This window comes from Actinoplanes sp. NPDC049668, from assembly GCF_044465445.1.
Lineage (GTDB): Bacteria > Actinomycetota > Actinomycetes > Mycobacteriales > Micromonosporaceae > Actinoplanes.
In genome coordinates, this window is the sequence record NZ_JBITLR010000012.1 from 79,413 (window position 1) to 104,859 (window position 25,447).

The 25,447-nt window shown below is 71.7% G+C and carries 26 protein-coding genes; 3 read left to right on the forward strand and 23 right to left on the reverse strand.

The features are described from left to right. Position 1 precedes the first annotated feature (1 nt). The 10 genes from gmk to pyrR form a co-directional block, all read right to left on the reverse strand. Positions 2–604 (reverse strand): guanylate kinase, encoded by a 603-nt coding sequence (gmk, locus tag ACIBSW_RS39120; protein WP_354721861.1) that lies wholly within the window; start codon positions 602–604, stop codon positions 2–4. A gap of 32 nt (positions 605–636) precedes the next feature. Beyond that, a complete protein-coding gene (gene mihF, locus ACIBSW_RS39125; RefSeq protein WP_023560715.1) occupies positions 637–954 on the reverse strand; it encodes an integration host factor, actinobacterial type in 318 nt (105 codons plus the stop codon). A gap of 183 nt (positions 955–1,137) precedes the next feature. Beyond that, positions 1,138–1,968 carry an orotidine-5'-phosphate decarboxylase gene (pyrF, locus tag ACIBSW_RS39130; protein ID WP_354721862.1) on the reverse strand — a complete coding sequence of 277 codons (831 nt, stop codon included), beginning with the start codon at positions 1,966–1,968 and terminating at the stop codon, positions 1,138–1,140. A 22-nt stretch (positions 1,969–1,990) separates the two neighbouring features. Further along, entirely contained in the window at positions 1,991–3,262 is a 1,272-nt protein-coding gene (locus ACIBSW_RS39135; protein WP_354721863.1) for an adenosylmethionine--8-amino-7-oxononanoate transaminase, read from the reverse strand. Beyond that, complete coding sequence (locus ACIBSW_RS39140; RefSeq protein ID WP_354721864.1) at positions 3,259–4,275, reverse strand: quinone-dependent dihydroorotate dehydrogenase; 1,017 nt, start codon at positions 4,273–4,275, stop codon at positions 3,259–3,261. Before ACIBSW_RS39140 ends, ACIBSW_RS39135 begins: the two co-directional genes overlap by 4 nt. Next, positions 4,272–7,583 (reverse strand): carbamoyl-phosphate synthase large subunit, encoded by a 3,312-nt coding sequence (carB, locus tag ACIBSW_RS39145; RefSeq protein ID WP_354721865.1) that lies wholly within the window; start codon positions 7,581–7,583, stop codon positions 4,272–4,274. Before carB ends, ACIBSW_RS39140 begins: the two co-directional genes overlap by 4 nt. Then, positions 7,583–8,710: a glutamine-hydrolyzing carbamoyl-phosphate synthase small subunit gene (gene carA, locus ACIBSW_RS39150; protein ID WP_354721866.1), complete on the reverse strand. Its 1,128-nt coding sequence runs from the start codon at positions 8,708–8,710 to the stop codon at positions 7,583–7,585. The genes carB and carA overlap by 1 nt, the downstream gene beginning before the upstream one ends. Before the next feature lie 20 nt (positions 8,711–8,730). Beyond that, complete coding sequence (locus ACIBSW_RS39155) at positions 8,731–9,996, reverse strand: dihydroorotase (protein WP_354721867.1); 1,266 nt, start codon at positions 9,994–9,996, stop codon at positions 8,731–8,733. After that, positions 9,993–10,916 (reverse strand): aspartate carbamoyltransferase catalytic subunit, encoded by a 924-nt coding sequence (locus ACIBSW_RS39160; RefSeq protein WP_354721868.1) that lies wholly within the window; start codon positions 10,914–10,916, stop codon positions 9,993–9,995. The genes ACIBSW_RS39155 and ACIBSW_RS39160 overlap by 4 nt, the downstream gene beginning before the upstream one ends. Continuing rightward, positions 10,913–11,500 (reverse strand): bifunctional pyr operon transcriptional regulator/uracil phosphoribosyltransferase PyrR, encoded by a 588-nt coding sequence (pyrR, locus tag ACIBSW_RS39165; protein ID WP_354721869.1) that lies wholly within the window; start codon positions 11,498–11,500, stop codon positions 10,913–10,915. The genes ACIBSW_RS39160 and pyrR overlap by 4 nt, the downstream gene beginning before the upstream one ends. A gap of 290 nt (positions 11,501–11,790) precedes the next feature. Here pyrR and ACIBSW_RS39170 point away from each other — a divergent pair, with 290 nt between their 5' ends. Beyond that, complete coding sequence (locus tag ACIBSW_RS39170) at positions 11,791–12,279, forward strand: transcriptional regulator (RefSeq protein ID WP_015624001.1); 489 nt, start codon at positions 11,791–11,793, stop codon at positions 12,277–12,279. A gap of 223 nt (positions 12,280–12,502) precedes the next feature. Here ACIBSW_RS39170 and nusB read toward each other — a convergent pair whose 3' ends face one another. The 4 genes from nusB to aroB form a co-directional block, all read right to left on the reverse strand. Beyond that, on the reverse strand, positions 12,503–12,913 hold the full coding sequence (gene nusB / locus ACIBSW_RS39175) for a transcription antitermination factor NusB (protein WP_354721926.1): 411 nt from the start codon (positions 12,911–12,913) through the stop codon (positions 12,503–12,505). A 23-nt stretch (positions 12,914–12,936) separates the two neighbouring features. After that, on the reverse strand, positions 12,937–13,494 hold the full coding sequence (efp, locus tag ACIBSW_RS39180) for an elongation factor P (protein ID WP_354721870.1): 558 nt from the start codon (positions 13,492–13,494) through the stop codon (positions 12,937–12,939). A gap of 77 nt (positions 13,495–13,571) precedes the next feature. Continuing rightward, positions 13,572–14,000: a type II 3-dehydroquinate dehydratase gene (gene aroQ / locus ACIBSW_RS39185; protein WP_354721871.1), complete on the reverse strand. Its 429-nt coding sequence runs from the start codon at positions 13,998–14,000 to the stop codon at positions 13,572–13,574. Then, complete coding sequence (aroB, locus tag ACIBSW_RS39190; protein ID WP_354721872.1) at positions 13,997–15,073, reverse strand: 3-dehydroquinate synthase; 1,077 nt, start codon at positions 15,071–15,073, stop codon at positions 13,997–13,999. Before aroB ends, aroQ begins: the two co-directional genes overlap by 4 nt. A gap of 71 nt (positions 15,074–15,144) precedes the next feature. On the opposite strand from aroB, the gene ACIBSW_RS39195 reads away from it, so the two are divergent. After that, entirely contained in the window at positions 15,145–15,852 is a 708-nt protein-coding gene (locus tag ACIBSW_RS39195; RefSeq protein WP_354721873.1) for a Clp protease N-terminal domain-containing protein, read from the forward strand. Positions 15,853–15,863: 11 nt separating this feature from the next. On the opposite strand, the gene ACIBSW_RS39200 is transcribed toward ACIBSW_RS39195, so the two are convergent. Next, positions 15,864–16,922, reverse strand: coding sequence for a YafY family protein (locus tag ACIBSW_RS39200; RefSeq protein WP_354721874.1), 1,059 nt, complete (start codon positions 16,920–16,922; stop codon positions 15,864–15,866). Positions 16,923–16,986: 64 nt separating this feature from the next. Between ACIBSW_RS39200 and ACIBSW_RS39205 the strand changes: the two genes are divergently transcribed. After that, complete coding sequence (locus ACIBSW_RS39205) at positions 16,987–17,688, forward strand: alpha/beta fold hydrolase (RefSeq protein WP_354721875.1); 702 nt, start codon at positions 16,987–16,989, stop codon at positions 17,686–17,688. On the opposite strand, the gene ACIBSW_RS39210 is transcribed toward ACIBSW_RS39205, so the two are convergent. The 8 genes from ACIBSW_RS39210 to ACIBSW_RS39245 form a co-directional block, all read right to left on the reverse strand. Next, a complete protein-coding gene (locus ACIBSW_RS39210) occupies positions 17,659–18,168 on the reverse strand; it encodes a shikimate kinase (RefSeq protein ID WP_354721876.1) in 510 nt (169 codons plus the stop codon). The genes ACIBSW_RS39205 and ACIBSW_RS39210 overlap by 30 nt on opposite strands. Further along, the gene (gene aroC, locus ACIBSW_RS39215) at positions 18,168–19,346 is read right to left on the reverse strand and encodes a chorismate synthase (RefSeq protein ID WP_354721877.1); all 1,179 of its coding nucleotides are present in this window, start codon (positions 19,344–19,346) and stop codon (positions 18,168–18,170) included. Before aroC ends, ACIBSW_RS39210 begins: the two co-directional genes overlap by 1 nt. A gap of 90 nt (positions 19,347–19,436) precedes the next feature. Continuing rightward, on the reverse strand, positions 19,437–20,276 hold the full coding sequence (locus tag ACIBSW_RS39220) for a shikimate dehydrogenase (protein WP_354721878.1): 840 nt from the start codon (positions 20,274–20,276) through the stop codon (positions 19,437–19,439). Further along, on the reverse strand, positions 20,273–21,460 hold the full coding sequence (mltG, locus tag ACIBSW_RS39225) for an endolytic transglycosylase MltG (RefSeq protein WP_354721879.1): 1,188 nt from the start codon (positions 21,458–21,460) through the stop codon (positions 20,273–20,275). Before mltG ends, ACIBSW_RS39220 begins: the two co-directional genes overlap by 4 nt. Further along, positions 21,457–21,918: a Holliday junction resolvase RuvX gene (ruvX, locus tag ACIBSW_RS39230; RefSeq protein ID WP_354721880.1), complete on the reverse strand. Its 462-nt coding sequence runs from the start codon at positions 21,916–21,918 to the stop codon at positions 21,457–21,459. Before ruvX ends, mltG begins: the two co-directional genes overlap by 4 nt. 16 nt (positions 21,919–21,934) lie before the next feature. Beyond that, entirely contained in the window at positions 21,935–24,619 is a 2,685-nt protein-coding gene (gene alaS / locus ACIBSW_RS39235; RefSeq protein WP_354721881.1) for an alanine--tRNA ligase, read from the reverse strand. After that, positions 24,616–24,918, reverse strand: a complete 303-nt coding sequence (locus ACIBSW_RS39240; RefSeq protein WP_354721882.1) for a hypothetical protein — start codon at positions 24,916–24,918, stop codon at positions 24,616–24,618. Before ACIBSW_RS39240 ends, alaS begins: the two co-directional genes overlap by 4 nt. 29 nt (positions 24,919–24,947) lie before the next feature. Next, entirely contained in the window at positions 24,948–25,412 is a 465-nt protein-coding gene (locus ACIBSW_RS39245) for a DUF948 domain-containing protein (protein ID WP_354721883.1), read from the reverse strand. Positions 25,413–25,447 lie beyond the last annotated feature (35 nt).

Here is a 25,447-nt window from a genome sequence, read left to right on the forward strand (position 1 = left end):
CTCAGACACCGGGCCGCGGCTGAGCGGGAGTCAGAAACGACGAACCGAGCAATCCTACCAGTTCGTCCGCTGCCCGCTCGACGAAGTCGTTGACGACCGTGCGGTCGAACTCCTTCTCGGCGGCCAGCTCGAGGTCGGCGTGCTGCAGGCGGCGGCGGATGGTCTCCTCGTCGTCGGTGCCCCGGCCGATCAGCCGGCGCTTGAGCTCCTCGACGCTGGGCGGGGCCAGGAAGACGAGCTGCGCGTCGGGCTTGGAGGCCCGCACCTGCCGGGCGCCCTGCAGGTCGATCTTCAGCAGGACCGGGCGGCCCGAGGCCAGCCAGCCCTCGACCTGCGCCCGGGGCGTGCCGTAGAGGTTGCCCGCGAACTCGGCCCACTCGAGCAGCTGGTCGCCCTCGACGAGGCGCTGGAACTCCGAACGGGTGACGAAGTGGTAGTGCTCGCCGTCGGTCTCGTAGTCGCGCTTCTTGCGGGTCGTCACCGAAACCGACAGCTTGATCCATGGCGAGCGCGCCCGGATCAGCTCGATCACGCTGTCCTTGCCCACCCCCGAGGGGCCGGAAAGGACGGTGAGTCGGGCCGCCGGGCGCGCGTCGTCATCCATGCTCACGGCTCATTCCTACACGAGCCGGTGAGTCAGTTCGCAGCGAACTCCCCCAGGAGGGCCTTACGCTGCTGCTCGCCGAGGCCACGAAGACGGCGGCTGTCGGCAATCTTGAGCTTCTCCATGATCTGGGTCGCCCGGATCTTGCCGATGCCCGGCAGCGCCTGAAGCACGGCCGAGACCTTCAGCTTGCCGACGACGTCATCGCCTTCCGCCCGGTCGAGCACGGCGGCGAGGGTGGTCTTGCCCTGCTTGAGCTGATCCTTCAGCTCGGCACGGGCCTTGCGAATCTCCGCAGCCTTCTCCAGCGCGGCTGCACGCTGCTCGGGGCTCAGTGACGGGAGCGGCACCAGTTCTCCTCAGGTCCCTATCGCACCGGTAGTCCAATACCGGCACTCTGTGAAACGTGGTGTGCCAGGGAACCAAAGGGGCATGTGGTTCCCGGCGCGGGGAAAACTAGCGGTCAACGGCGGTTTCGGCAACGTGGGGGTACCCCCCACCCGAGCTGGGGCAGGCCTGGTAAGCAGGCTGTTTCACCCGATCACGGCCCTGCAGGCGGCCGCCGCGCGGTCCGCGGCGGCCCGCAACGCGGTCACGTCGGGTCCCGCTTCGAGAACCTCGCGTGAGTACGAGGGCAGCACGTTCCGCAGGCTTTCGCCGAAGATCGCGCGCAGGTCATCGGGGCTGCCGCCCTGCGCGCCGAGGCCCGGCGCGAGCAGCGCGCCGTTCACCTTGGACAGGTCGTGGCCGGTCTCGCCGATCGTCGCGCCGACCACCAGGCCGACGCTGCCGAGCGGGTCCGCACCCGCGTTGAGCTGGGAAATCTCGTCGATCACGGATTGCGCGACGGTCCGGCCGCCGGCGCCGACGGCGTGCTGGACGCTCGGTCCCTCGGGGTTCGAGGTGAGCGCGAGGACGAAGACTCCGCCGCCGTGAGCGGCCGCCATGTCGAACGCGGGACGCAACGAGCCGACTCCGAGGTAGGGACTCACAGTAATCGCGTCAGCACGCAGAGAACTCTCCGGATCGAGATAGGCGCTCGCGTACGCGGCCATCGTCGAGCCGATGTCGCCGCGTTTCACGTCGAGCAGGACCAGCGCCCCGGCCTCGCGTGACTGTCGGATAATTGACTCAAGAACGGCGACTCCACGTGACCCAAATCTCTCGAAGAAGGCCGACTGCGGCTTGAGCACGGCGACCCGATCGGCCAGTGCTTCGACAACCGTACGGGCGAAGCGTTCCAGGCCGGCGACGTCGTCCGGCAGACCCCACCGGGCGAGCAGCGCGGCGTGCGGATCGATGCCGACGCAGAGCGGCCCGCGGGCCCGGGTGGCGCGGTGCAGGCGGCTTCCGAAGGTCTCCATAGGGTGCGTTGTCCCTTTCGTGTCAGGTGGCGGACACCGCCGCGGCGATTCCTCGGGTAATACGGGCGACGTCGGCGTCGTCCGTGACGAACGGCGGCATCGTGTAGATCAGGTCCCGGAACGGCCGCAGCCACACCCCGGTGTCGACCGCGGCGGCCGTCGCCCGGGGCACGTCGACCTGCCGGTCCAGCTGCACCACCCCGATCGCGCCCAGCACCCGGACGTCAGCGACCCCGGCAACGCCCCGCAGCGGCTCGAGACCGGCCCGGAGGCCCTCGGAGATACGCCTGACCTGCCCCGGCCAGTCCTGGGCCCGGAGAAGGCCGATGGAGGCGTTCGCGACCGCGCAGGCGAGCGGGTTGCCCATGAAGGTCGGGCCGTGCGCCAGCCCGCCGGCGTCGCCGGCGGAGACGGCGTGCGCCACCGCGGAGGTGCACAGCGTCGCCGCGAGGCTCAGGTATCCCCCGGTGAGTGCCTTGCCGAGACACATGATGTCGGGGGTCACCCCGGCGTGTCCGGCGGCGAACAGCTCACCCGTACGGCCGAAGCCCGTCGCGATCTCGTCGAGGATCAGCAGGACGCCGTGTGCCGCGGTCGCCTCGCGCAGCACCCGCAGGTACCCCGGATGGTGGAACCGCATCCCGCCGGCGCCCTGGACCACCGGCTCGACGATGACGGCGGCGAGCTCGTCCGCGTGCCGGGCGATCAGGTCGGCGAGCTCGGCGGCGTACTCCTCGCGGTAGTCGGCGGGCGGTGCGCCGGCGAACACCTGCGCCGGCAGGACGCCGGTCCAGAGCCGGTGCATGCCGCCGTCCGGGTCGCAGACGCTCATCGGGTGGAACGTGTCGCCGTGGTAGCCGCCGCGCCAGGTGGCCAGGCGCCGCCGGCCGGGGAATCCCCGGGCGAGCTGTGCCTGCAGCGCCATCTTGACCGCGACCTCGACGCCGACCGAGCCGGAGTCGCAGAGGAAGACGTGCTCCAGGCCGTCCGGGGTGAGCTCGACCAGGGTGGTGGCCAGCTCGACGGCGGGAGCGTGGGTGAGCCCGCCGAACATGACGTGGCTCATCCGGCGCGACTGGTCGACGAGCGCGGCGTCGAGCACCGGGTGCCGGTAGCCGTGGATCGCCGCCCACCAGGACGACATGCCGTCGACCAGCTCGCGCCCGTCGGCCAGGCGCAGCCGCACACCCTGGGCGCCCTCCACCACGTACGGCTCGCTGCGCCCGGGCATCGGGCCGTACGGGTGCCAGACGTGCGCCCGGTCCAATGCCAGCAGGCCGGGCTCCTCGATCATGACCGGGTGTCCGCGCAGGCCTTGGCCGCCCCCTTGACCAGGGACGGGCCGCGGTAGATGAAGCCCGTGTAGAGCTGGACCAGGCTCGCGCCGGCGTCCAGCATCCGGGCCGCGTCGTCCGGCTCGGCGATGCCGCCGACGCCGATGATCGGCAGGCGCCCGCCGGTCTCGGCGTGCACGAAGCGGACGACCTCGCGGGCGCGGGCGGTCAGCGGCCGGCCGGAGAGGCCGCCGGCCTCGGCGGCCCGCGGCCGGTCGGCCTCGGCCAGCCCGTCGCGGGCCAGGGTGGTGTTCGTCGCGATCACCCCGGCCGCGCCCCGCGCGAGGCAGACCTCGAGCAGCTCCGCGACGGCCTCGTCGGTCAGGTCCGGGGCGATCTTCACCAGCACCGGCACCCGGCCGACCAGCGCGCCGAGCAGGGCGCCGATCGCGGCCTTGTCCTGCAGCGTGCGCAGCCCCGGCGTGTTCGGCGACGACACGTTGACCGCGATGTAGTCCGCGAACTCGTGCAGCAGGTTGTACGAGGTCAGATAGTCCTCTACCGCCTCGTCCAGCGGCGTCACCTTGGACTTGCCGAGTGAGATGCCCAGCGGCACGCCGACCGGCCCCAGCGCCTTCAGGCGCGCCGCGAGCGCGGCCGCGCCCTCGTTGTTGAAGCCCATCCGGTTGATCACGGCCTCGCTGTCGCGGAGCCGGAACAGCCGGGGCCGGTCGTTGCCCGGCTGCGCCCGCGCGGTGACCGTGCCGACCTCGACGAAGCCGAAGCCCAGCGCCGGCCAGGCCGGCAGGGCGACGCCGTTCTTGTCCATCCCGGCGGCCAGCCCGACCGCGTTGGGGAAGCGCACCCCGAACGCCTCGACCGGCGCCTGGACCGCGTACCTGCGGTGCAGCAGGGCCCGCGAGCGGGCGCCGAGCGCGGCCAGCCGGGCGAGGGTGAACTCGTGCGCCTTCTCCGGGTCGCCGCCGCCCAGCCGGAACAGGACCGGCCGGACGGCGCCGGTGAATACGCTCACTCGCTCTCCCGGAGCATGGCGTGCAGCTCCTGCAGCGGGCGGACCGTCATGTCGCCGCGCATCAGGGCCTCGATGCCCATCACCGCCGCGGCCGCGCCCGGCACCGTGGTGATGCTCGGGATGTCGTGGATGACGGCGGCGCTGCGGATCTCGTACCCGTCGGAGCGTGCGCTCGCGCCGGAGCCCTGCGGCGTGTTGATGATCAGGGCGATCTCGCCGGTGCCGATGAGCGCCACCGCGTTGCGGCCCGGGCTCTCGAAGTGCTTGGGGACGATCTCGCACTCGATGCCGTGCCGGCGCAGCACCTCGCCGGTGCCGGCCGTGGTGACGATCGTGAAGCCCAGGTCGGCGAGGCGCTTGACCGGGAAGATCATCGAGCGCTTGTCGCGGTTGGCCACCGAGACGAAGATCTTGCCGCTGGTCGGCAGCGAGCCGTACGCGGCCGCCTGCGACTTGGCGAACGCCGGGCCGAAGGCGGGGTCGATGCCCATGACCTCGCCCGTCGACTTCATCTCGGGGCCGAGCAGGCTGTCGACGCCCTTGCCGGCCGGGGTGCGGAACCGCTTGAACGGCAGCACCGCCTCCTTGACCGCGATCGGCGCGTTCGCCGGGGTCTCGCCGCCGTCGCGGCTGCGCAGCAGCATGCCCTCGGCGCGCAGCTCCGCGATGGTGGCGCCGAGCATGATCCGGGCGGCCGCCTTGGCCAGTGGCACCGCCGTCGCCTTGGAGACGAACGGCACGGTCCGCGACGCCCGCGGGTTGGCCTCCAGGACGTACAGGGTGTCGTCCTTGAGCGCGTACTGGACGTTGAGCAGGCCGCGGACGCCGACGCCGCGGGCGATCGCCTCGGTGTAGCGGCGCACCTCGGCCAGGTGCGAACCGGCCAGGGTGACCGGCGGCAGCGAGCAGGACGAGTCGCCGGAGTGGATGCCGGCCTCCTCGATGTGCTCCATCACGCCGCCGAGGTAGACCTCGCCGGTCGCGTCGCAGAGCGCGTCCACGTCGATCTCGATCGCGTCGTCCAGGAAGCTGTCGACCAGCACCGGGTGGTCCGGCGAGATCTCGGTGGCCCGGGCGATGTAGTCGGCGAGCGTCGGCTCGTCGTAGACGATCTCCATGCCCCGGCCGCCGAGCACGTAGGAGGGCCGGACCAGCACCGGGTACCCGATCTCGTCGGCGATGGCCTTGGCCTCGTCGAACGAGGTGGCCGTGCCGTGCGCCGGCGCGCGCAGGCCGGCCTTGGCCAGCACCGAGCCGAACGCGCCGCGGTCCTCGGCCAGGTCGATCGACTCGGGCGAGGTGCCGACGATCGGCACGCCGGCGGCCTTGAGCCGCTTGGCCAGCCCGAGCGGGGTCTGCCCGCCGAGCTGGACGATGACGCCGACCACGCCCGGGCCGCCGGCGGCCTTGCCGGACGAGTCCTCGGCGTGGAACACCTCCAGGACGTCCTCGAAGGTGAGCGGCTCGAAGTAGAGCCGGTCGGCGGTGTCGTAGTCGGTGGAGACCGTCTCGGGGTTGCAGTTGACCATGACGGTCTCGAAGTCGACCCCGCGCAACGCCATCACCGCGTGCACGCACGAGTAGTCGAACTCGATGCCCTGGCCGATCCGGTTCGGCCCGGAGCCCAGGATCAGCACCTTGGGCCGGTCCGAGGGTGCGACCTCGGTCTCGGAGTCGTACGTCGAGTAGTGGTACGGCGTGTTCGCGGCGAACTCCGCGGCGCAGGTGTCGACCGTCTTGTAGACCGGCCGAACGCCCAAGCGGTGACGCAGGGTGCGGACGCCGTCCTCGCCGGCCAGCTCGGGACGCAGCGCCGCGAGCTGTCGGTCGGAGAGCCCGGAGCGCTTGGCCACCCGCAGCAGCGCCTCGTCGAGCACCGGCGCGTCCAGGATCCGGGCGCGCAGCTCGACCAGCGCCGCGATCTCGTCCAGGAACCACGGGTCGATGCCGCCGCTGGCCTCGTGCACCTGCTCGACGCTCGCGCCCAGACGCAACGCCGCCTCGACGGTGTACAGCCGCCCGTCGTGCGGGATGCGCATCGCCTCGAGCGCCTCGTCCGCGGTCTGGAACGTCGGCGACGTCCAGAAACCCGCCGCCTTGGTCTCCATCGAGCGCATCGCCTTGTTGAGCGCCTCGGCGAAGTTGCGGCCCAGGCTCATCGCCTCGCCGACCGACTTCATCGTGGTGGTCAGCTCGGGGTCGGCGCCGGGGAACTTCTCGAACGCGAACCGCGGGATCTTGACGACCACGTAGTCCAGCGCCGGCTCGAACGCGGCCGGCGTCTTGAGCGTGATGTCGTTCGGGATCTCGTCGAGCGTGTAGCCGATGGCGAGCTTCGCGGCGATCTTCGCGATCGGGAAGCCGGTGGCCTTCGACGCCAGCGCCGAGGAGCGCGACACCCGCGGGTTCATCTCGATGACGACGAGCCGGCCGTCGCGCGGGTTGATCGCGAACTGGATGTTGCAGCCGCCGGTGTCGACGCCGACCTCGCGCAGCACGGCGATGCCGAGGTCGCGCAGCCTCTGGTACTCGCGGTCGGTCAGGGTCATCGCGGGCGCGACGGTGACGCTGTCGCCGGTGTGCACGCCCATCGGGTCGACGTTCTCGATCGAGCAGACGACCACGACGTTGTCGTGCTTGTCGCGCATCAGCTCGAGCTCGTACTCCTTCCAGCCGAGCACGCTCTCCTCGATGAGCACCTCGTGCACCGGCGAGGCGGCCAGGCCGGAGCCGGCGATGCGCTCCAGGTCCTGGTCGGTGTGCGCCATGCCGGAGCCGAGGCCGCCCATCGTGAACGACGGGCGGATGACGACCGGCAGGCCGAGCTCGGCGACGGTCGCGTGCACCTCGTCCATCGAGTGGCAGACCCGCGAGCGCGGCGTCTCGCCGCCGGCCCGGGCCACGATGTCCTTGAAGAGCTGGCGGTCCTCGCCCTTGCGGATGGCGTCGATGTTGGCGCCGATCAGCTCGACGCCGTACTTGTCCAGGACGCCGTTCTCGTGCAGGGCGACCGCGGTGTTCAGCGCGGTCTGCCCGCCGAGGGTCGCCAGGATCGCGTCGGGGCGCTCCTTGGCGATGACCAGCTCGACGAACTCCGGCGTGATCGGCTCGACGTAGGTGGCGTCGGCGAACTCCGGGTCGGTCATGATCGTCGCCGGGTTGGAGTTGACCAGCGAGACGCGCAGCCCCTCGGCGCGCAGCACCCGGCACGCCTGGGTGCCGGAGTAGTCGAACTCGCAGGCCTGGCCGATGACGATCGGCCCGGAGCCGATCACCATCACGTGCTGGAGATCAGTGCGCTTCGGCATCAGGCATCCACCCTCTCGACAAGCTCCACGAAGCGGTCGAACAGGTAGTCCGCGTCATGCGGGCCCGCGGCCGCCTCGGGGTGGTACTGGACCGTGAACGCGGGCACATCCAGCGCCCGCAGCCCTTCGACCACGTTGTCGTTGAGGCAGACGTGCGAGACCTCGACGCGGCCGAACTCCGTGTCGATGATCGTGTCGAGCGGGGCGTCGACCGCGAAGCCGTGGTTGTGCGAGGTCACCTCGACCTTGCCGGTGGTCCGGTCGAGCACCGGCTGGTTGATGCCGCGGTGGCCGTACCCCAGCTTGTAGGTGCCGAAGCCGAGCGCCCGGCCCAGGATCTGGCTGCCGAAGCAGATGCCGAACAGCGGCATCCGGCGGCGCAGCACCTCCCGCGCGAGGGCGACCGGCCCGTCGGCGGTCGCCGGGTCGCCCGGGCCGGGCGACAGGAACACCGCGTCGGGTTCGACCGCGAGCAGGTCCTCGATCGTGGACGACGCCGGGAAGACGTGCGTGGTGACGCCGCGCTCGGCGAGGCGCCGGGAGACGTTGCGCTTGATGCCCAGGTCGAGGGCGGCGACGGTGTAGCGCCGCTCGCCGACCGCCTCGACGGTGTAGCGCTCGGCCGTGGTGACCTCGGCGGAGAGGTCGGCGCCGGCCATCTGCGGCTGGGCCAGCACCCGCGCCGTGAGCGAGGCCGGATCGAGGTCGACCGTCGAGACGCCGACGCGCATCGCGCCGCGCTCGCGCAGGTGCCGGGTCAGCGCGCGGGTGTCGACGCCGCTGATCCCGACGATCCCCTCCGCGGTCAGCCGCTCGCCCAGGTCGCCGGTCGCGCGCCAGTTCGAGGGCCGCCGGGCCGGGTCGCGGACCACGTAGCCGGCGACCCAGATGCGGTCGGACTCGTCGTCCTCGGTGTTGACGCCGGTGTTGCCGATCTGCGGCGCGGTCTGCACGACGACCTGCCGGTGGTACGAGGGGTCGGTCAGGGTCTCCTGATAGCCGGTCATGCCGGTGGTGAAGACCGCCTCGCCGAAGGTCTCGCCCTCGGCGCCGTAGGAGGTGCCATGGAATGTGCGCCCATCTTCGAGCACAAGGATCGCTGGGTTGCCAAGGCGGCTTCGCCGCACTGCATCAGAAAAATTGGAGTTCACTTGACGGCCTTCCCGTCCAGGACTGTCGGCTCTCCCCGGAGGAATGTCGCGACGATGCGACCCGGCAGGGTGGTGCCCGCGTACGGTGTGTTGCGGCTGCGGCTCGCCAGGCCGGACGGGTCGACGACCCGCCGGGCGGACGGGTCCACCAGAGTCAGGTTGGCCGGCGAGCCGACCGCGAGATCGGTGCCGTGCCCGGCCAGCCCGGCGATGCGGGCCGGCGCGCGGGACATCCGCTCGGCGATCAGGTCCCACCGCTCGCCCAGCACGGAGAGCACCACGGGCAGGGCCGTCTCCAGGCCCACCATCCCGGGGCGGGCGTAGGCCCACTCGCACTCCTTGTCCTCGACGGCGTGCGGCGCGTGGTCGGTGGCCACGATGTCGATCACGCCGTCCACCAGCGCCTGGCGCAGCGCCCGCACGTCGGAGGCGGTGCGCAGCGGCGGGTTGACCTTGTAGACCGGGTCGTAGCTGGCGGCCAGTTCGTCGGTGAGCAGCAGGTGGTGCGGCGTGACCTCGGCCGTCACCCGTACGCCGCGGGCCTTGGCCTGGCGCAGCACCTCGACCGAGCCGGCCGTGGAGACGTGGCAGACGTGCAGGCGGCTGCCGACGTGCTCGGCCAGCAGCACGTCGCGGGCGATGATCGCCTCCTCGGCGACCGCGGGCCAGCCGGTCAGGCCGAGCCGGGTGGAGACCTCACCCTCGTGCATCTGGGCGCCCTCGGTCAGCCGCGGCTCCTCGGCGTGCTGGGCGATGATGCCGTCGAACGCCTTGACGTACTCCAGGGCGCGGCGCATCAGGCGCGGGTCGGCGACGCAGAACCCGTCGTCGGAGAAGATCCGCACGTTCGCCGCCGAGGTGGCCATCGCGCCGAGCTCGGCGAGCTGCTTGCCGGCCAGCCCGACGGTGACCGCGCCGATCGGCTGCACGTCGACCAGGCCGGCCTCGCGGCCGAGCCGCCAGACCTGCTCGACCACGCCGGCGGTGTCGGCGACGGGCGACGTGTTGGCCATCGCGAAGACCGCCGTGTAGCCGCCGAGCGCCGCGGCCCGCGAGCCGGTCTCGACGGTCTCGGCGTCCTCGCGGCCGGGCTCGCGCAGGTGGGTGTGCAGGTCGACGAGGCCGGGGAGCGCGACCAGGCCCTCGGCGTCGATCACGTCGGCGCCGGCCACCGGCCCGTCGGCGATCACCCCGTCGGCGATGTGCAGATCGGCCGGGTCGCCGCCGAGCAGACGGACACCCCTGATCAGGTACGCGGTCATGCCTTGCCTCCGAGTAGCAGGTAGAGAACCGCCATCCGCGCGCTGACGCCGTTGGCGACCTGTTCGACGATCGTGGAGCGGGTCGAGTCCGCCACCTCGGGCGCGATCTCCATGCCCCGGTTCATCGGGCCGGGGTGCATGACGATCGCGTGCTCCGGCAGCTTGCGCATGCGGGCCACGTCGAGGCCGTAGCGCCGGGAGTACTCCCGGGCGGAGGGGAAGAAGGAGTCCTGCATCCGCTCGGTCTGCACCCGCAGCATCATCACCACGTCCGCGCCGGGCAGGACGCTGTCGAGGTCGTAGGACACCTTCGTCGCCGGCGACAGCGCCGCGGCGATGTCCACCGGGATCAGCGTCGGCGGGCCGACCAGGGTGATGCTGGCGCCCAGCGTGGTGAGCAGCAGGACGTTGGAGCGGGCGACCCGGCTGTGCAGCACGTCGCCGACGATGGCCACGTTGAGGCCCTCGAGCGTGCCGAGCCGCGACCGCATCGTGTACGCGTCCAGCAGCGCCTGCGTCGGGTGCTCGTGGGTACCGTCGCCGGCGTTGATCACCGAGCCGTCCACCCAGGAGGCGAGCCGGTGCGGCGCGCCGCTGGCCGGGTGCCGGATGACGACCGCGTCGGCGCCCATCGCCTGCAGGGTCAGCGCGGTGTCCTTGAGGCTCTCGCCCTTCGAGACGCTCGACCCCTTGGCGGAGAAGTTGATGACGTCCGCCGAGAGGCGCTTGGCCGCGGCCTCGAAGGAGATCCGGGTACGGGTGGAGTCCTCGTAGAAGAGGTTGACGACCGTGCGGCCCCGCAGCGTCGGCAGCTTCTTGACCTCGCGGCCGGCCAGGGCGGCCATCTCGCCGGCGGTGTCGAGGATCAGGGTGGCGGTCTCGGCGTCGAGGTCGGCGGCCGAGCGCAGATGCTTGATCATCGGGAAACCTCGGATCCGGAGAAGAGCCTGACCTCGTCGGCGCCCTCGTCGGTCTCGGAGAGCGAGACGCGCACGCTCTCGGTCAGCGCGGTGGGAATGTTCTTGCCGACGTAGTCGGCGCGGATCGGCAGCTCCCGGTGGCCGCGGTCGACCAGCACGGCGAGCTGCACGGAGCTGGGCCGGCCGACGTCGCCGAGCGCGTCGAGGGCGGCCCGCACCGTACGGCCGGAGAAGAGCACGTCGTCGACCAGGATCACCCGGCGGCCGTCCAGGCCGCCGCCCGGTATCTCGGTCTTGCCGAGCGCGCGGGTCGCGTGCAGCCGCAGGTCGTCGCGGTAGAGCGTGATGTCCAGGGCGCCGACCGGCACGTCGATGCCCTCGAAGGCGTGTATCCGGGCGGCCAGGCGGCGGGCCAGCGGCACGCCGCGGGTCGGTATGCCGAGAAGTACGGTGCCGGTCGCGCCGGAGGTCTTCTCGAGAATCTGGTGCGCGATCCGGTCGACGACCCGGTGCAGGTCCGATCCGGAAATGATGATCTTCGCGGAGCCCTGCTGGGCCGCGGTGTCGGCGCGTGGGTGTGCCACGGCGGACCTCCTTCCCCGCCTCACAGGACGGGTCGTTAAAGGATGTCGGTCAGGCGCCCTGGCGGGGGCGGCCTGATGGCTGACGCAACGTTATCAGTGTGGATCGGGATGACCATGGTGACGTGGCCAACCCTCGGACCAGACGGGTCGAATACGGACAACTCGCGCACCGGCCCGGCGACTCATCGGTAACCGACACTTGACCAGGGGTCGCAAACTCCGTACCGTCACGCAGCGTAGCGATCCTGAGGAAGAACCCTCCGGGCCAGCACAGTACTGGGAGTGTCCGAATGCCGTCTGAGTACGCCAAGTCGTTGGGCGCCCGCCTGCGCTCCATCCGCCAGCAGCAGGGCCTTTCCCTGCAAGGTGTGGAAGAGAAGTCGAACGGCCGGTGGAAAGCCGTCGTGGTGGGCTCGTACGAGCGTGGCGATCGCGCCGTCACCGTTTCCCGCCTCGCCGAACTGGCCGACTTCTACCGGGTCCCCGTTTCGGAGTTGCTGCCTGACGGCAGCGGTGTCCGGCTCGAGGCCACCAACAAGATCGTCCTGGACCTGGAGAAGCTGTACGACGCCGCCGGTGAGGACCTGGCCTACGTCGCGCGCTACGCCCGGGCCATACAGCAGCAGCGCGGCGACTACAACGGTCGTGTGCTGTCGATCCGCGCGGATGACCTGCGCGCCCTCGCCATCGTGTACGACATCTCGCCGTCCGGCCTCATCGAGCGCCTGACCGAGCAGGGCGTGCTCGTCGCCGACCCGCGGGCGTTCTTCGCATCCTGATCAAGAAGTAGCGAAAAGGGGGCCCACCGGGCCCCCTTTTCGTGTGCCCGCAGGCTCGCAAAGAATGATCAAATTAAGCCGGGCAACTACGAAGCGCGACGCTGCCCCGGGACCGCGACGACTACAAAGCGCGAGGTCAACGCACAGTCACCGCCCCGCGAACCCCGTACTCGACGGGGACCGCGGGGACCGCCGGCAATTGGCGAAAGGTCGGCGCGGGGGCCTATCGGGTGGCGAATTCCGCGATTCTGCCCAGGATGCCATTGAGGAATCTCGGGCTGTCGTCCGTGGACATCTGCTTCGCCAACTCGACCGCCTCGGAGATCGCGACGGGGTCGTCGATCTCGCCGACGTAGAGCAGCTCGAAGACCGCGATCCGCGCCAGGTTACGGTCCACGACCGGCATGCGGTCGATGGTCCAGCCCTCCGCGTAGCTGCCGATCAGCTCGTCGATGCGGTCGAGGTTCTTCGCCACGCCCTCGACCAGGCTGACCGTGTAGTCCAGGTGGTCCGGGTGGGGCTTGGCGATGCGGTCCAGGTAGGTCGTCAGGACCTGGGTCGGCGGCAGGTCACGAAGGTCCGCCTCGTAGAGGACGTCCAGCGCCCGCTTGCGCGCCTTGCGGCGCGCCGGCATCTGGGTTTTGGGGCCCTCCGCCATCAGCTACGGCCGAGGTAACGGCCGTCGCGGGTGTCGACCTTGATCTTCTCGCCGGTGGTGATGAAGAGCGGGACGTTGACCGTCGCGCCGGTCTCGACCGTGGCCGGCTTGGTGCCGCCGGTGGAGCGGTCGCCCTGCAGGCCCGGCTCGGTGTAGGTCACCTCGAGGAACACGCTGGTCGGCAGCTCGATGTAGAGCGGAACGCCCTCGTGCGTCGCCACCGTGGCCTCGGCCTCGGGGAGCAGGTAGTTGGCGTTCTCGCCGACGGTGCCGCCGGGCACGTGGATCTGCTCGAAGGTGTCCAGGTCCATGAAGACGAAGTCGTCGCCGTCCTGGTAGAGGTACTGCATCGTGCGCTTGTCCACGGTCGCGGTCTCGACCTTGGTGCCGGCGTTGAACGTCTTGTCCACGACCTTGCCGGAAAGGACGTTCTTGAGCGTGGTGCGCACGAACGCCCCACCCTTGCCCGGCTTGACGTGCTGGAACTCGACGACGGCCCACAGGTCGCCATCGAGGTTGAGCACGAGGCCGTTCTTCAGGTCGTTGGTGGAAGCCATGTCCTGCCTTGGTCTAAGGAGCGCGTGAAGGTGACCGAGCGAGTTTACCGGCGTGGGTCATGAACCGGCGAATCGGGTCAACCACGTCCCGCGATATGCCGCAGCGCCAGCCGGTAGCCGTCCACCCCGAGGCCCGCGATGACGCCGGTGGCCACCGCGGAGATCACCGAGTGGTGCCGGAACTCCTCACGGGCGTGGATGTTGGAGATGTGCACCTCGACCAGCGGCGCGCGCAGGATCGCGCAGGCGTCCCGGACCGCGTACGAGTAGTGCGACCAGGCGCCCGGGTTGAGCACCACCGGGGCCTCCTCGTCGGCGGCGGCGTGCAGCCAGGCCAGCATCTCGTGCTCGGCGTCGGTCTGCCGGACCTCGACGTCCAGGCCGAGCGACTTGCCCTCCAGCTCGCACGTCGCCACCAGGTCGGCGTAGGAGGTGACGCCGTACACGTCGACCTGGCGGGTGCCGAGCCGGCCGAGGTTCGGGCCGTTGAGGACGTAGACCTTCATGCGGACACCGCCCGGTATGCCGCGATCAGGGTCTCCTCGGCGGGCCCGGCGAGGATGCCCGGCTCGGCGAGGCCGTCGAGCACCACGAAGCGCAGGGTGTTCCCGCGGGTCTTCTTGTCGACGCGCATCGCGGCGAGCAGGTCGGGCCAGGCGCCGGCGGGGTACGAGACCGGCAGGCCGAGCAGCGACATGACGGTGCGGTGCCGGGCGGCGGTCGCGTCGTCGAGGCGGCCGGCCAGGCGGGACAGCTCGCCCGCGTAGACCACGCCGACGGCCACCGCGTGGCCGTGCTTCCAGCCGTAGTCCTCGCGCTTCTCGATCGCGTGCGCGAGGGTGTGCCCGTAGTTGAGGATCTCCCGCAGGCCGGACTCGCGCAGGTCGTTGCCGACCACGTGGGCCTTGACCCGGATCGCGCGCTCGACCAGCTCGCGCAGCGCCGGGCCGCGCGGGTCGACGGCGGCGGCCGGGTCGGCCTCGACCAGGTCGAGGATCGCCGGGTCGGCGATGAAGCCGCACTTGACCACCTCGGCGAGGCCCGCCACCAGGTCGTCGGCGGGCAGCGTCTCGAGCGCGCCGAGGTCGCAGAGCACGCCGGCGGGCGGGTGGAACGCGCCGACCAGGTTCTTACCCGCGGCCGTGTTGACGCCCGTCTTGCCGCCGACGGCCGCGTCGACCATGCCGAGTAGCGACGTGCTCACCGGGATCCAGCGCACCCCGCGCAGCCAGCTCGCCGCGACGAACCCGGCCAGGTCGGTGACCGCTCCCCCGCCGACGCCGACGACCACGTCGGTCCGGGTGAAGCCGGCCGCGCCGAGCTCGTCCCAGCAGCGCGCGGCCACCTCGATCGACTTGCCGGACTCGGCGTCGGGCACCTCGACCGGCAGCGGCCGGATGCCCGCCGCGGACAGCGCGTCGGCCACGGCCGCGGCGCGCTCCTTGAGCGGCGGTGCGTGCAGGATGGCGGCGCGCGCGGCACCGCCGGCCAGCTCCGGCAGGGCTTGGATCAACCCGCGACCGACGAGCACGTCGTACGGCCGGTCGCCGGGCACGGGGATTCGCGTCACGTCATCCATCGGCCCCGATCCTAGTGAGAGGGAATTGGGGTTATAGACACCTAACCCCAATGGGGGTTATAACTTTCGACATGCCGAAAATCAACGTCTACCTGCCCGACAGCCTCGCCGACGCGGTCCGCGACACCGGCGTACCCGTCTCCGCGGTCTGCCAGCGCGCCCTGGAGCAGGCGGTCCGCCGGATCACCGGCGTCCGGCAGACCGTCGTCGGCGAGCTCGACAGCGCCGAGCTCGCCGGCCGGCTGCCGCTGTTCACCGCGCGGGCGGTCACCGCGCTCACCCTGGCGATCGACCGGGCCCGCGACACCGGCGCGCCGAACGTCACCACCCGCCATCTGCTGCACGGCATGCTCGCCGAGGGCGGCAACCTGGCCCTGCAGATCCTCACCGCGATGGAGATCGACCCGGGCACGATCACGGTGCCGGACGGCGCCGAGCCCGGCGGGGGCGAAGGCCTGCGGTTCAGCGCGCCGGCGGCGAACGCCGTCGAGCTGACCGTCGCCGAGGCGACCGGCCTCGGGCACAACTACGTGGGGTGCGAGCACCTGCTGATCGGCCTGGCCGCCGAGCCCGACGGGCAGGCCGGGCGGACCCTGCGGGACCTGGGCGCGGACGCCCGCGCCACCCGCCGGGCGGTGTCGGTCGCCCTGGCCGGCTACGCGCACCTGCGCGCGAGCGCCACCGACCCGGCCGCGGCATCCGGGCTGCGGACCGCGGTACGCGCGGAGCTCGCTCCGCTGCTGCGGCGCATCGAGCGTCTCGAGGAGAGCCGGGGCTGAGGGGTACGGCCTCAGCGCTCGGCGCACCGGACCAGCTCGGCGGCGTGCGCCACGACGGCGGCGCGCAGCTCGTCCGGCCGGACCACGGTGAACGGCAGGCCCAGGCCGGCCAGCAGCTGCGCCATGCCCGGCAGGCTCTCCACCCGGCAGCTCAGCCGCGCACCCTCGACCGCCTCCGTGACGTCGGCGACGGACGCGGGGATCCGGCGCCGCACCTGCGCCACGTCCGCGTCGATCAGCACCTCGACCTCCCACTTCCAGGGCAGCCCGGCCCACTGCCGGGTCACGTGGGCCACCGCGTCGAAGTTCGGCGGCGCCTCGAAGACCGCGCCGGTGGGCCGCACGGCGACCATCCGGTCCAGGCGGAACGAGCGGATCTCGTCGCTGCGATGGTCGTGTGCCACGAGGTACCAGCGGCCGCCGTGGAAGACCAGGCCGTACGGGTCGACCAGCCGGCGGGTCACCGGGAGCCGGCCGGCCTGCGGTCCGGACCCGTCGTCGCCCGGCTCGGTGGCGGTGACCGGCCGGCGGCCCGCCCGGTAGGCCAGGTCGAGGCGCCGGCCGCCGCGGGTCGCCGCGCCGAGGGTGAGCAGCAGATCCGCGTCGCTCGACCCGGCGGCGGCCGGGTGCTCCCCGGCCCCGGGCGGGGCCTGGGGCTCCCGCGGCGCCGGGCCGCGGATCGTCAGGCCGAGGCTGGCCCGCAGCGCCGCCAGCCGCTCGGCCAGCGCGGCCGGCAGGACCCGCGTGATCTTCGCGTCGGCCGCGGCGTTCGCCGTCGAGCCGGCGGCCAGCCCGATCCGGTCGGCCGCGATCAGCCCGAGCATCACCGCGACCGCCTCGTCGTCGGTGAGCATCAGGGGCGGCAGCTTGAAGCCCGGCAGCAACCGGTAGCCGCCGTACCGGCCGCGCTCGGAGGTCACCGGGATGCCCAGCTCGGCGAGGGTCCCCGCGTACCGGCGGACGGTGCGCTCGTCGACGCTCAGGCGCGCGGCGAGGTCTCCCCCGGTCATCCGCCGGTGCGCCTGCAACAGCTCCAACATGGCGAGGACGCGCGAGGCGGGATGCGGCATGTCCCCGATTCTGCTCCTTGAAACCGGGCGGGAACTGTCCGGTATTGGTTCTAACGTGGTGGGCATGACGACATACGTACTGGTTCCTGGCCTGTGGATCGGCGCCTGGGCGTGGCGCGACGTGACCGCGACCCTGCGCGACGCCGGGCACGAGGTGTACCCGCTGACGCTGACCGGGGTCGCCGACCGCGCGCACCTGCTCGGCCCCGGCACCGACCTGGACCTGCACACCGAGGACATCGTCCGGCTGGTCCTGGCCGAGGACCTGCGCGACGTGGTGCTGGTCGGGCACAGCTACGGCGGCCTGCCGGTCAGCGCCGCGGCCCTGCGGCTGCGGGACCGGGTCGCCCGGGTGGTCTATGTGGACAGCGGGCCGCTGCCCGTCGGCACGAGCCAGGACTCGACCACGCCGGGGCCCGCGCCCGAGGGCGACGCGGTGCCGCCGCGCGAGTGGGACGCCGAGAAGGACCCGGTGCTGCTCGCCGGGCTCGACGAGGCCGCCCTGACGCTGCTGCGGACCCGCGGCACGCCGCACCCGGCCGCGTCGGTGTTGCAGCCGCTCGGCGCCCGGGCCACCTCCGAGGACCTGCCGACCACGCTGGTGGCGTGCAGCTACCCGATCGAGGCGGTCAACGAGATGATGGCCGCCGGCCACCCGTTCTTCGCGGGTCTGACCGAGGCCGAGATCGTCCCGCTGCCCACCGGGCACTGGCCGATGCTCAGCGAGCCGGCCGCGCTAGCCGGCGTTCTTGAGAAGTGCCACTAGCTCGGCCGCGATCTCGTCGGGCTCGCGGGCGTCGGTGGCGATGGTGTGCGTCGCCACCGACGCGTACAGCGGGCGGCGCTCCTCCATCAGGTATCTCAGGGTCGCCCGCGGGTTGATGCTGAGCAGCGGGCGGCCCGCGCCGAGCCCGACCCGCTTGACCGCGTCGGACAGCTCGACCGACAGGAACACCACCGTGTGCCCGCGCAGCGCGTCGCGGGTGCCCTGGTGCAGGATCGCGCCGCCGCCGAGCGCCAGCACGCCCTCGAAGGAGCCGAGGGACTCGGCGATCACGGCCCGCTCGAGGGCGCGGAAGGCCGGCTCGCCGTCGTCGAAGAAGATCTCCGGGATCGGCTTGCCCGCCCGGGCCTCGATCAGGTGGTCGGTGTCCGCGAACTCGACGCCGAGCAGCTCCGCGGCCGCCAGGCCGACAGTGGTCTTGCCCGCGCCGGGCGGCCCGACGACGACCGCGACGGGCGCCATCAGCGGATCAGCAGACTGTCGAGGTAGCCGGCCAGGTTGCGGCGCATCTCGGCGACCGAGTCGCCGCCGAACTTCTCCGTCGCGGCCTCGGCCAGCACCAGCGCGACCATCGCCTCCGCGACCACCGCGCCGGCCGGCACCGCGCAGACGTCCGAGCGCTGGTTGATCGCGGTGGTCGCCTCGCCGGTGTTGACGTCGACGGTCTGCAGGGCGCGGTTCAGCGAGGAGATCGGCTTCAGCGCGGCGCGGACCCGCAGGTTCTGCCCGTTGGTGATGCCGCCCTCCAGGCCGCCGGCCCGGTCGGTGATCCGGCGCACCCCGTCCGCGGTCGGGACGATCTCGTCGTGGGCGACCGAGCCCCGCGAACGGGCCTGGGTGAAGCCGTCGCCGATCTCCACGCCCTTGACGGACTGGATCGACATCAGGGCCGTGGCCAGCCGGGCGTCCAGCTTGCGGTCCCACTGCACGTGCGACCCGAGGCCCGGCGGCACGGCCCAGGCGAGCACCTCGACGATGCCGCCGAGGGTGTCCGCGTCCTTCTTCGCCGCGTCGACCTCGGCCACCATCCGGGCGCTCGCCTCCGGGTCGAGGCAGCGCAGCGGGTCGGCGTCGATCCGGTCGGCGTCCTCGGGCCGGGGAATCAGGCCCGCCTTCGCCGCGACCGAGCCCAGCTCGATGACGTGCGAGACGATGTCGATGCCCAGCGCCTGCTGGACGATCGCCTTGGCGACCACGCCGACGGCGACGCGGGCCGCGGTCTCCCGGGCGCTGGCGCGCTCGAGGATCGGCCGGGCGTCGGTGTGGCCGTACTTCTGCATGCCGGCCAGGTCGGCGTGGCCGGGCCGGGGCCGGGTCAGCGGCGCGTTGCGGGCCTGCGCCGCGAGTTCGTCGGGGTCGACCGGGTCGGCGGACATGACCGTGCGCCACTTCGGCCACTCCGAGTTGCCGACCCGGATCGCGACCGGGCTACCGAGCGTGACGCCGTGGCGCACACCGCCGATGATCTCGATCTCGTCCTGCTCGAACGCCATCCGCGCGCCCCGGCCGTAGCCGAGACGGCGGCGCGCGAGGTCGCGGCCGATGTCGGAGCTCGTCACCCGCACGCCGGCGGGCACCCCCTCGAGGAGCGCGACGAGCGCGGGGCCATGGGATTCACCTGCGGTAAGCCAACGCAACACGAGTCACAGTCTGGCACGGTCGCCGCGCCGGACGCCTCCCGGTGGCCGCCGTCCCGCCTTACGGACCCGTCGCCGGCCGCCGGCCCCGGCTCACCTGCTGCCGGCGGCCGCGGTCAGCGCCGCGCGCATGGCGCCCTCCGGCGCCGGTACCACCCCGGTGAACTGCTCGAACTGGCCCAGCGCCTGGGCCAGCAGCAGGTCGAGCCCGGACACCACCCGCACGCCCTGGCGCTGCGCCGCGGCGGCGAGCGGGGTCGGCCAGGGGTCGTAGATCGCGTCGAACAGCACGGCGCCCGGCGACCACCGCACGGCGTTCGCCAACTCGTCCGCCGCGCCCTTCGGCACCGTCGAGATCACGGCGTCCGCGTCGAAGGCGGCCGGAGCCTGCGACCAGTCCCGGCCGACGATCGTCACGCCGAGGGCCGCCGCGGCCGGTGCCAGCTCGTCCCTCGCCTCCGGCCGGCGGGTCACCACCGTCACCTCGGTGGCGCCGAACCCGGCCGCCGCCGCGAGCGCCGCGCGGGCCGTACCACCGCCGCCCAGGACGGTCACCGCCGGCCTGCGGTGCAGGCCGGCACCCTCCAGCACGCGGATCATCCCCGGCACGTCGGTGTTGTCGGCATACCAGGTGCCGTCCGGCCGCCGTACCAGAGTGTTGGCCGCGCCGGTCGCGACCGCGACCGGCGACGCCGCCGCGGCGAGCGCGAGCCCCGCCTCCTTCAGCGGCATCGTCAGCGACAGGCCGGCCCACTCGGGGCCGAGCCCGGCCACCAGGCCGGCCAGCTCGGCCTCGGCGCACTCGAACGACGTGTACGTCCAGCTCCGCAGCCCGGCGGCCGCGAAGCCGGCGTTGTGGATCACCGGGGAGAGCGAATGACCGATCGGCTTGCCGCAGACCGCGGCGCGACGGGGCTCAACCGGGTCCGTCAACAGAGCGGGATGCCGTTCTTGCAGGCCTTCTGGATGTTGGCCTCGTGCTCGGCGTTGGTGGTGGCGAACGCCGACCTGCCACTCTTGTCCACCGCGACGAAGAACAGCCACGGTCCCGCGGCCGGCGCCTCGGCGCCCTTGAGCGCCGCCTCGCCGGGGCTGTTGATCGGCCCGAGCGGCAGCCCGACCCGCAGCTCCGTGGTGTACGGGTTCTTCGGGTCCTCCAGCTCGGCCTGGGTCATCTTGCCGGAGTGCTTGCCGCTCTTGTCCTGCAGGTCGAGCCAGTAGTTCGTGGTCACGTCGAACTGCAGCGGCATCTTTTCCTTGTATGCCCGGTTGTAGGCCACCCGGGAGACCTTCGGCAGGTCCGCCGTGATGCCCGCCTCCGCCTGGCTCAGCGACGCCACGATCAACGCCTCGTACGGCGAGACCGAGAGGTTGTTCTGCACCTTGTCGACGAACTTGAGGTCCCCGGTGACGGTGAGGAACCGCTGCACCATGATGCCGAGGATCTCGGACGCGCTCGACTTCGGCGGGAACTCGTAGGTGTCCGGGAACAGGAAGCCCTCGATGCTGGTGGTCGCCGCCTTCTTGCCGTCGCGGCGCTTGAACCAGAAGTCGGGAACGCCGAGCTCCGCCGGATCCTTCGCCGCCTCCTGGAAGTCCTTCAGCGGTATGCCGGTGCCCTTGGCGAGCAGCTCGAAGGTCTGCCGGGCGGTCGTGCCCTCGGGGATCACCACGCCGGCGACCACCCGGGACTTCGGGTCGAGCAGCAGCGTCACCGCCTGCTCGGCGGCCATCTGCTTGCGCAGGTTGTAGGTGCCCGACTGGATGTTCTTGCCCTTGGGGTTCTCGTCGGCCGCCTCGGTGAACGCGGCAGTGCTCTTCACGACGTCGGCGTCGACCAGGGTGTTGCCGATGTCGGTCAGCGTGGCGTTCTTGGCGATCGAGACCTGCACCGGGTCGGTGCCCGGGCCGTCGTAGTCGGCCGCCGTGAAGAAGCCCTTGACCTTCTCGTAGCCGAGGTATCCGCCGACGCCGAGGACGCCGAGCAGGATGAACACCATCAGGAAGGCGACGGTGGATCGGCCACCCTTGCCCTTCGAGCCGCGCGAGCCCCGCCGGTGGCGTGGCTTGGTCTTGTCGACCTGCTCGTCGAACGCCAGGTCCAGCTCGTCGATCATCTCGTCTGCCTCCGCTGCGCGTCCAGCCAGCTCTGCAGGATCTCCACCGCGGCCGCCTGGTCGACGACCGCCCGCTGGCGCTTCCCTCGGACGCCACGTTCGGCCAGCCTACGGGTCGCGACCACGGTCGACATCCTCTCGTCCGTCAGAACGACCGGAACATGCCCGAGCGCACGTTCCAGTCGCCCAGCGTACGCACGAATGTCGATGGCGGCAGCCCCCTCGGCGCCATTGAGGCGCACGGGGAGACCAACCACGATCTCCACTGCCTCGTGTTCCCCCACGAGGCGCACGAGCTCAGCTATGTCGCCGGGCACGGCGTCGGGCGCCGCGCCCATGTCACGGGCAACTGTGACCAGGGGGGTGGCCAAGATCCCGTCAGGGTCACTGAGTGCGACCCCGACGCGGACCTTACCCACATCTACGCCCAGCCGCCTACCCCGCGGCAACGGGTTCATTGAGCCGGCTTTCCCTTCAGGCGGCTTCGCCGACGGCCTTCTCCACCGCGGCCAACAGTTGATTTACCTGGTCAGCGGGCACGCCACCGCCCTGCGCGAGGTCCGCGTTGCCGCCGCCCCGCCCGGAGAGGGCGCCCTTGACAAGATCGGCCGCCGACAGACCGCGACTCCGCGCCGCTGGGTTGATCGCTACAATCAGTGACGCTTTGCCGTTCGACCGGGCCGCGACCGCGACCACCGCCGGACGGGCAGAGTCGATCTTTCCCCTGATCTCCTGGGCCAGGGTACGCACGTCGTTCGTCGCCGCGCCCTCCGGCGCCTCGGTGCCGACGTACGCGACGCCGCGCAGATCGCGCGCCTGCTCGGCCAGCGCGCCCGCGCCGCCGAGCACCAGCTGCGCGCGCATCTTCTCGAGCTCCTTCTCGGCGTCGCGCAGCGCCGTCACGGTCTGCTCGACCCGGTCGGCCACCTGGTCGCCCGGCACCCGGAACAGCTCCGCGAGCCGCGAGACGAGCAGGTGCTCCTTGGCCAGGAAGCCGAACGCGTCGATGCCGACCAGCGCCTCGACCCGGCGCACGCCGGAGCCGATCGACGACTCGCTCAGGATCTTCACGAGGCCGAGCTGACCCGAGCGGGCCACGTGCGTGCCGCCGCAGAGTTCACGCGCGTAGTCGCCGACTTCAACCACGCGGACCTCATCGCCGTACTTCTCCCCGAACAGGGCCATCGCGCCGAGCCGGCGCGCCTCCTCCTGGGTGGTGACGAACGCATGTACCTCGAGGTCACGCAGCAGCACCTCGTTGACCTGCTGTTCGACGTCGTGCAGCACCGAGGCGGAGACCGCACCCGGGGTGTTGAAGTCGAAGCGCAGCCGGCCCGGCGCGTTCAGCGAACCCGCCTGGGTCGCCGACTCGCCGAGGAACGCGCGCATGGTCTGGTGGATCAGGTGCGTCGCGGTGTGCGAGCGCGAGATCGCCTTGCGCCGGGTCACGTCGATCTCGGCGAAGCCCGTCTCGCCCGCGCGCACCTCGCCGCGCAGGACCCGCGCCTTGTGCACGATCAGGCCCGGCAGCGGCTGCTGCACGTCGACGACCTCGACCTGGCCGCCGCCGAGGTTGATCACGCCGGTGTCGGCCTGCTGGCCGCCGCCCTCCGCGTAGAACGGGGTCGTGTCGAGCACCAGCTCGACGTAGTCGCCCTCGGCCGCCGCCGCGACGCTCTTGCCGCCCGCGCCGAGCAGCGCGCGCACCCGCGACTCGCGGGTGACCTCGGCGTAGCCGGTGAACTCCACCGGGCCGCCGTCGTCGAGCATCGACCGGTACGCCGAGAGGTCCGCGTGGCCCGACTTGCGCGCGGCCGCGTCCGCCTTCGCGCGGGACCGCTGGTCCGCCATCAGCCGGCGGAAGCCCTCCCGGTCGACGTCGAGGCCCTGCTCCGCCGCGATCTCCAGGGTCAGGTCGATCGGGAAGCCGTACGTGTCGTGCAGCTGGAACGCCTGCGCGCCGCTCAGCTTCGCCCCGCCCGACCGCTTGGTCTCGGTGATCGCCGAGTCGAGGATCGTCGTGCCCGCGCGCAGCGTGGACAGGAACGCCTCCTCCTCCGCGTACGCGTACGTGGAGATCCGGACGAACTCCTCCGCCAGCTCCGGGTACGAGGGCGACATGCAGTCGCGGGCCACCGGCAGCAGCTCGGGGAAGGTCGCGCCCTGCCAGCCGAGCAGGCGCATCGCCCGGATCGCGCGGCGCATGATGCGGCGCAGCACGTAGCCGCGGCCCTCGTTCGACGGGGTGACGCCGTCGCCGATGAGCATCAGCGCGGTGCGGACGTGGTCCGCGATCACCCGCAGCCGCACGTCGTCGGGGTGTGACGTGCCGGCCTCGTGGCCCGAGTGCGCGCCGTACACCTTGCCGGACAGCTCCGCCGCCCGCGCCAGGATCGGCTTGACCTCGTCGATCTCGTAGAGGTTGTCGACGCCCTGCAGGATCGACGCGACGCGCTCCAGGCCCATACCGGTGTCGATGTTCTTCTTGGGCAGATCACTGACGATCGTGAAGTTTTCCTTGCTCTTCACGTCGGTGATCTCGTACTGCATGAAGACGAGGTTCCAGTACTCCATGTAGCGGTCCTCGTCGACCTCCGGGCCGCCCTCCTTGCCGTACTCGGGGCCGCGGTCGTAGAACAGCTCGGAACAGGTGCCGCCGGGCCCGGGAATGCCCATGTGCCACCAGTTGTCCTTCTTGCCCCGGCGCACGATCCGCTCGGCGGGCACGCCGGTGGCGCGCCACATCTCGAAGGCCTCGTCGTCGTCGAGGTAGACGGTCGCCCAGACGCGCTCCGGGTCGAGGCCGAAGCCGCCCTTGTCGAGCGGGTTGGTCGACAGCTCCCAGGCGAGGCGGATCGCCTCGGCCTTGAAGTAGTCGCCGAACGAGAAGTTGCCGTTCATCTGGAAGAACGTGCCGTGCCGAGAGGTCTTGCCGACCTCGTCGATGTCCGGCGTCCGGATGCACTTCTGCACGCTCGCCGCCCGCGCGTACGGCGGGGTGCGCTGGCCGAGGAAGAACGGCACGAACTGCACCATGCCGGCGTTGATGAACAGCAGGTTCGGGTCCTCGATGGCAGGCAGCGGGGCACTCGGCACGACCGTGTGCCCGTTGGCCTCGAAATGCGCCAGAAAGCGCCGCTTGATCTCCGCCGTCTTCATCGCTGACCTTCCTGGGCTTGCCGCCCGGGTGTGCCGTCCGCGTCCTCGCGCAGCTCGGCGAACTTGTCCTGATAGAGCTCGCCCGCGGCGAAGGCCTCGTGGATCTCCTCCTCGCGCTCCGCCATCCCCTCGCGGACGTCCTCCACGAAGTTACGCAGCGACTCGACGAGACCGCCAGCGGATTCCGAAAGCGAGGTGGCGATGCCGGTCGGAGTGAACTCGTTGGCCTTGCGGGTGACCTTGCGCACGATGATGGCGCCGACGGCCAGACCGACGCCCAGCCAGAGCAGCCGCTTCATGGCGGTCTTCCTTCCCGGTTCGAAAATGGTCAGCGGGCCGCGCGGGCGGCCTTGCGGCGCTGCTTGAGCGTGGCGCGGACCTCGCGCTCATCCTCGGCGTGCCGGCGGGCGGCGGTCGCCTTGCGCAGGCCGTACCCGAACGAGGCCACCTTGATCAACGGATTGGCCGCCGCGGCGGACACCACGGTGGCCAGGTTCGCCACGCTCGCGGTGACGTTCTGGGCGTGCTCCGTCATCGTGTCCACCTTGGCGAGCTGCACGTTCACGCCGTCCAAAGTGACCTGAACCTGGCCGAGCGCGGTGTTGACGTTCTCCACCGTCTCGTTGACGTTGCCGAGCACCGGGCCGGTCCGGTCGTTCAGGTCGTTGATCGCCTGGGTGGCGGCGTCGACCGTGTGCCGCAGCTTGAGAATCGGCACGGCAAGCACCAGGACGAGCATCAGAAACGCGCCCGCCGCGATCAGGCCTGCGATTTCTCCGGCGGTTACGTCCATCTACACGTCTCCTCTACTGACGATGCCCTTACAGC

Excerpts from the sequence above, each read along its gene's own strand:
- efp (WP_354721870.1), bottom strand. The coding sequence starts at position 13,494 with ATGGCTTCCACCAACGACCTGAAGAACGGCCTCGTGCTCAACCTCGAT.
- ACIBSW_RS39195 (WP_354721873.1), top strand. The coding sequence starts at position 15,145 with ATGCCGAAAATCAACGTCTACCTGCCCGACAGCCTCGCCGACGCGGTC.
- gmk (WP_354721861.1), bottom strand. The coding sequence starts at position 604 with ATGGATGACGACGCGCGCCCGGCGGCCCGACTCACCGTCCTTTCCGGC.
- carB (WP_354721865.1), bottom strand. The coding sequence starts at position 7,583 with ATGCCGAAGCGCACTGATCTCCAGCACGTGATGGTGATCGGCTCCGGG.
- ACIBSW_RS39205 (WP_354721875.1), top strand. The coding sequence starts at position 16,987 with ATGACGACATACGTACTGGTTCCTGGCCTGTGGATCGGCGCCTGGGCG.
- ACIBSW_RS39135 (WP_354721863.1), bottom strand. The coding sequence starts at position 3,262 with ATGATCGAGGAGCCCGGCCTGCTGGCATTGGACCGGGCGCACGTCTGG.
- pyrF (WP_354721862.1), bottom strand. The coding sequence starts at position 1,968 with ATGGAGACCTTCGGAAGCCGCCTGCACCGCGCCACCCGGGCCCGCGGG.
- aroQ (WP_354721871.1), bottom strand. The coding sequence starts at position 14,000 with ATGAAGGTCTACGTCCTCAACGGCCCGAACCTCGGCCGGCTCGGCACC.
- ACIBSW_RS39170 (WP_015624001.1), top strand. The coding sequence starts at position 11,791 with ATGCCGTCTGAGTACGCCAAGTCGTTGGGCGCCCGCCTGCGCTCCATC.
- ACIBSW_RS39200 (WP_354721874.1), bottom strand. The coding sequence starts at position 16,922 with ATGCCGCATCCCGCCTCGCGCGTCCTCGCCATGTTGGAGCTGTTGCAG.
- mltG (WP_354721879.1), bottom strand. The coding sequence starts at position 21,460 with ATGATCGACGAGCTGGACCTGGCGTTCGACGAGCAGGTCGACAAGACC.
- ACIBSW_RS39245 (WP_354721883.1), bottom strand. The coding sequence starts at position 25,412 with ATGGACGTAACCGCCGGAGAAATCGCAGGCCTGATCGCGGCGGGCGCG.
- aroB (WP_354721872.1), bottom strand. The coding sequence starts at position 15,073 with ATGGATGACGTGACGCGAATCCCCGTGCCCGGCGACCGGCCGTACGAC.
- ACIBSW_RS39240 (WP_354721882.1), bottom strand. The coding sequence starts at position 24,918 with ATGAAGCGGCTGCTCTGGCTGGGCGTCGGTCTGGCCGTCGGCGCCATC.
- ACIBSW_RS39160 (WP_354721868.1), bottom strand. The coding sequence starts at position 10,916 with ATGATCAAGCATCTGCGCTCGGCCGCCGACCTCGACGCCGAGACCGCC.
- ACIBSW_RS39210 (WP_354721876.1), bottom strand. The coding sequence starts at position 18,168 with ATGGCGCCCGTCGCGGTCGTCGTCGGGCCGCCCGGCGCGGGCAAGACC.
- alaS (WP_354721881.1), bottom strand. The coding sequence starts at position 24,619 with ATGAAGACGGCGGAGATCAAGCGGCGCTTTCTGGCGCATTTCGAGGCC.
- ruvX (WP_354721880.1), bottom strand. The coding sequence starts at position 21,918 with ATGAACCCGTTGCCGCGGGGTAGGCGGCTGGGCGTAGATGTGGGTAAG.
- ACIBSW_RS39155 (WP_354721867.1), bottom strand. The coding sequence starts at position 9,996 with ATGACCGCGTACCTGATCAGGGGTGTCCGTCTGCTCGGCGGCGACCCG.
- nusB (WP_354721926.1), bottom strand. The coding sequence starts at position 12,913 with ATGCCGGCGCGCCGCAAGGCGCGCAAGCGGGCGCTGGACGTCCTCTAC.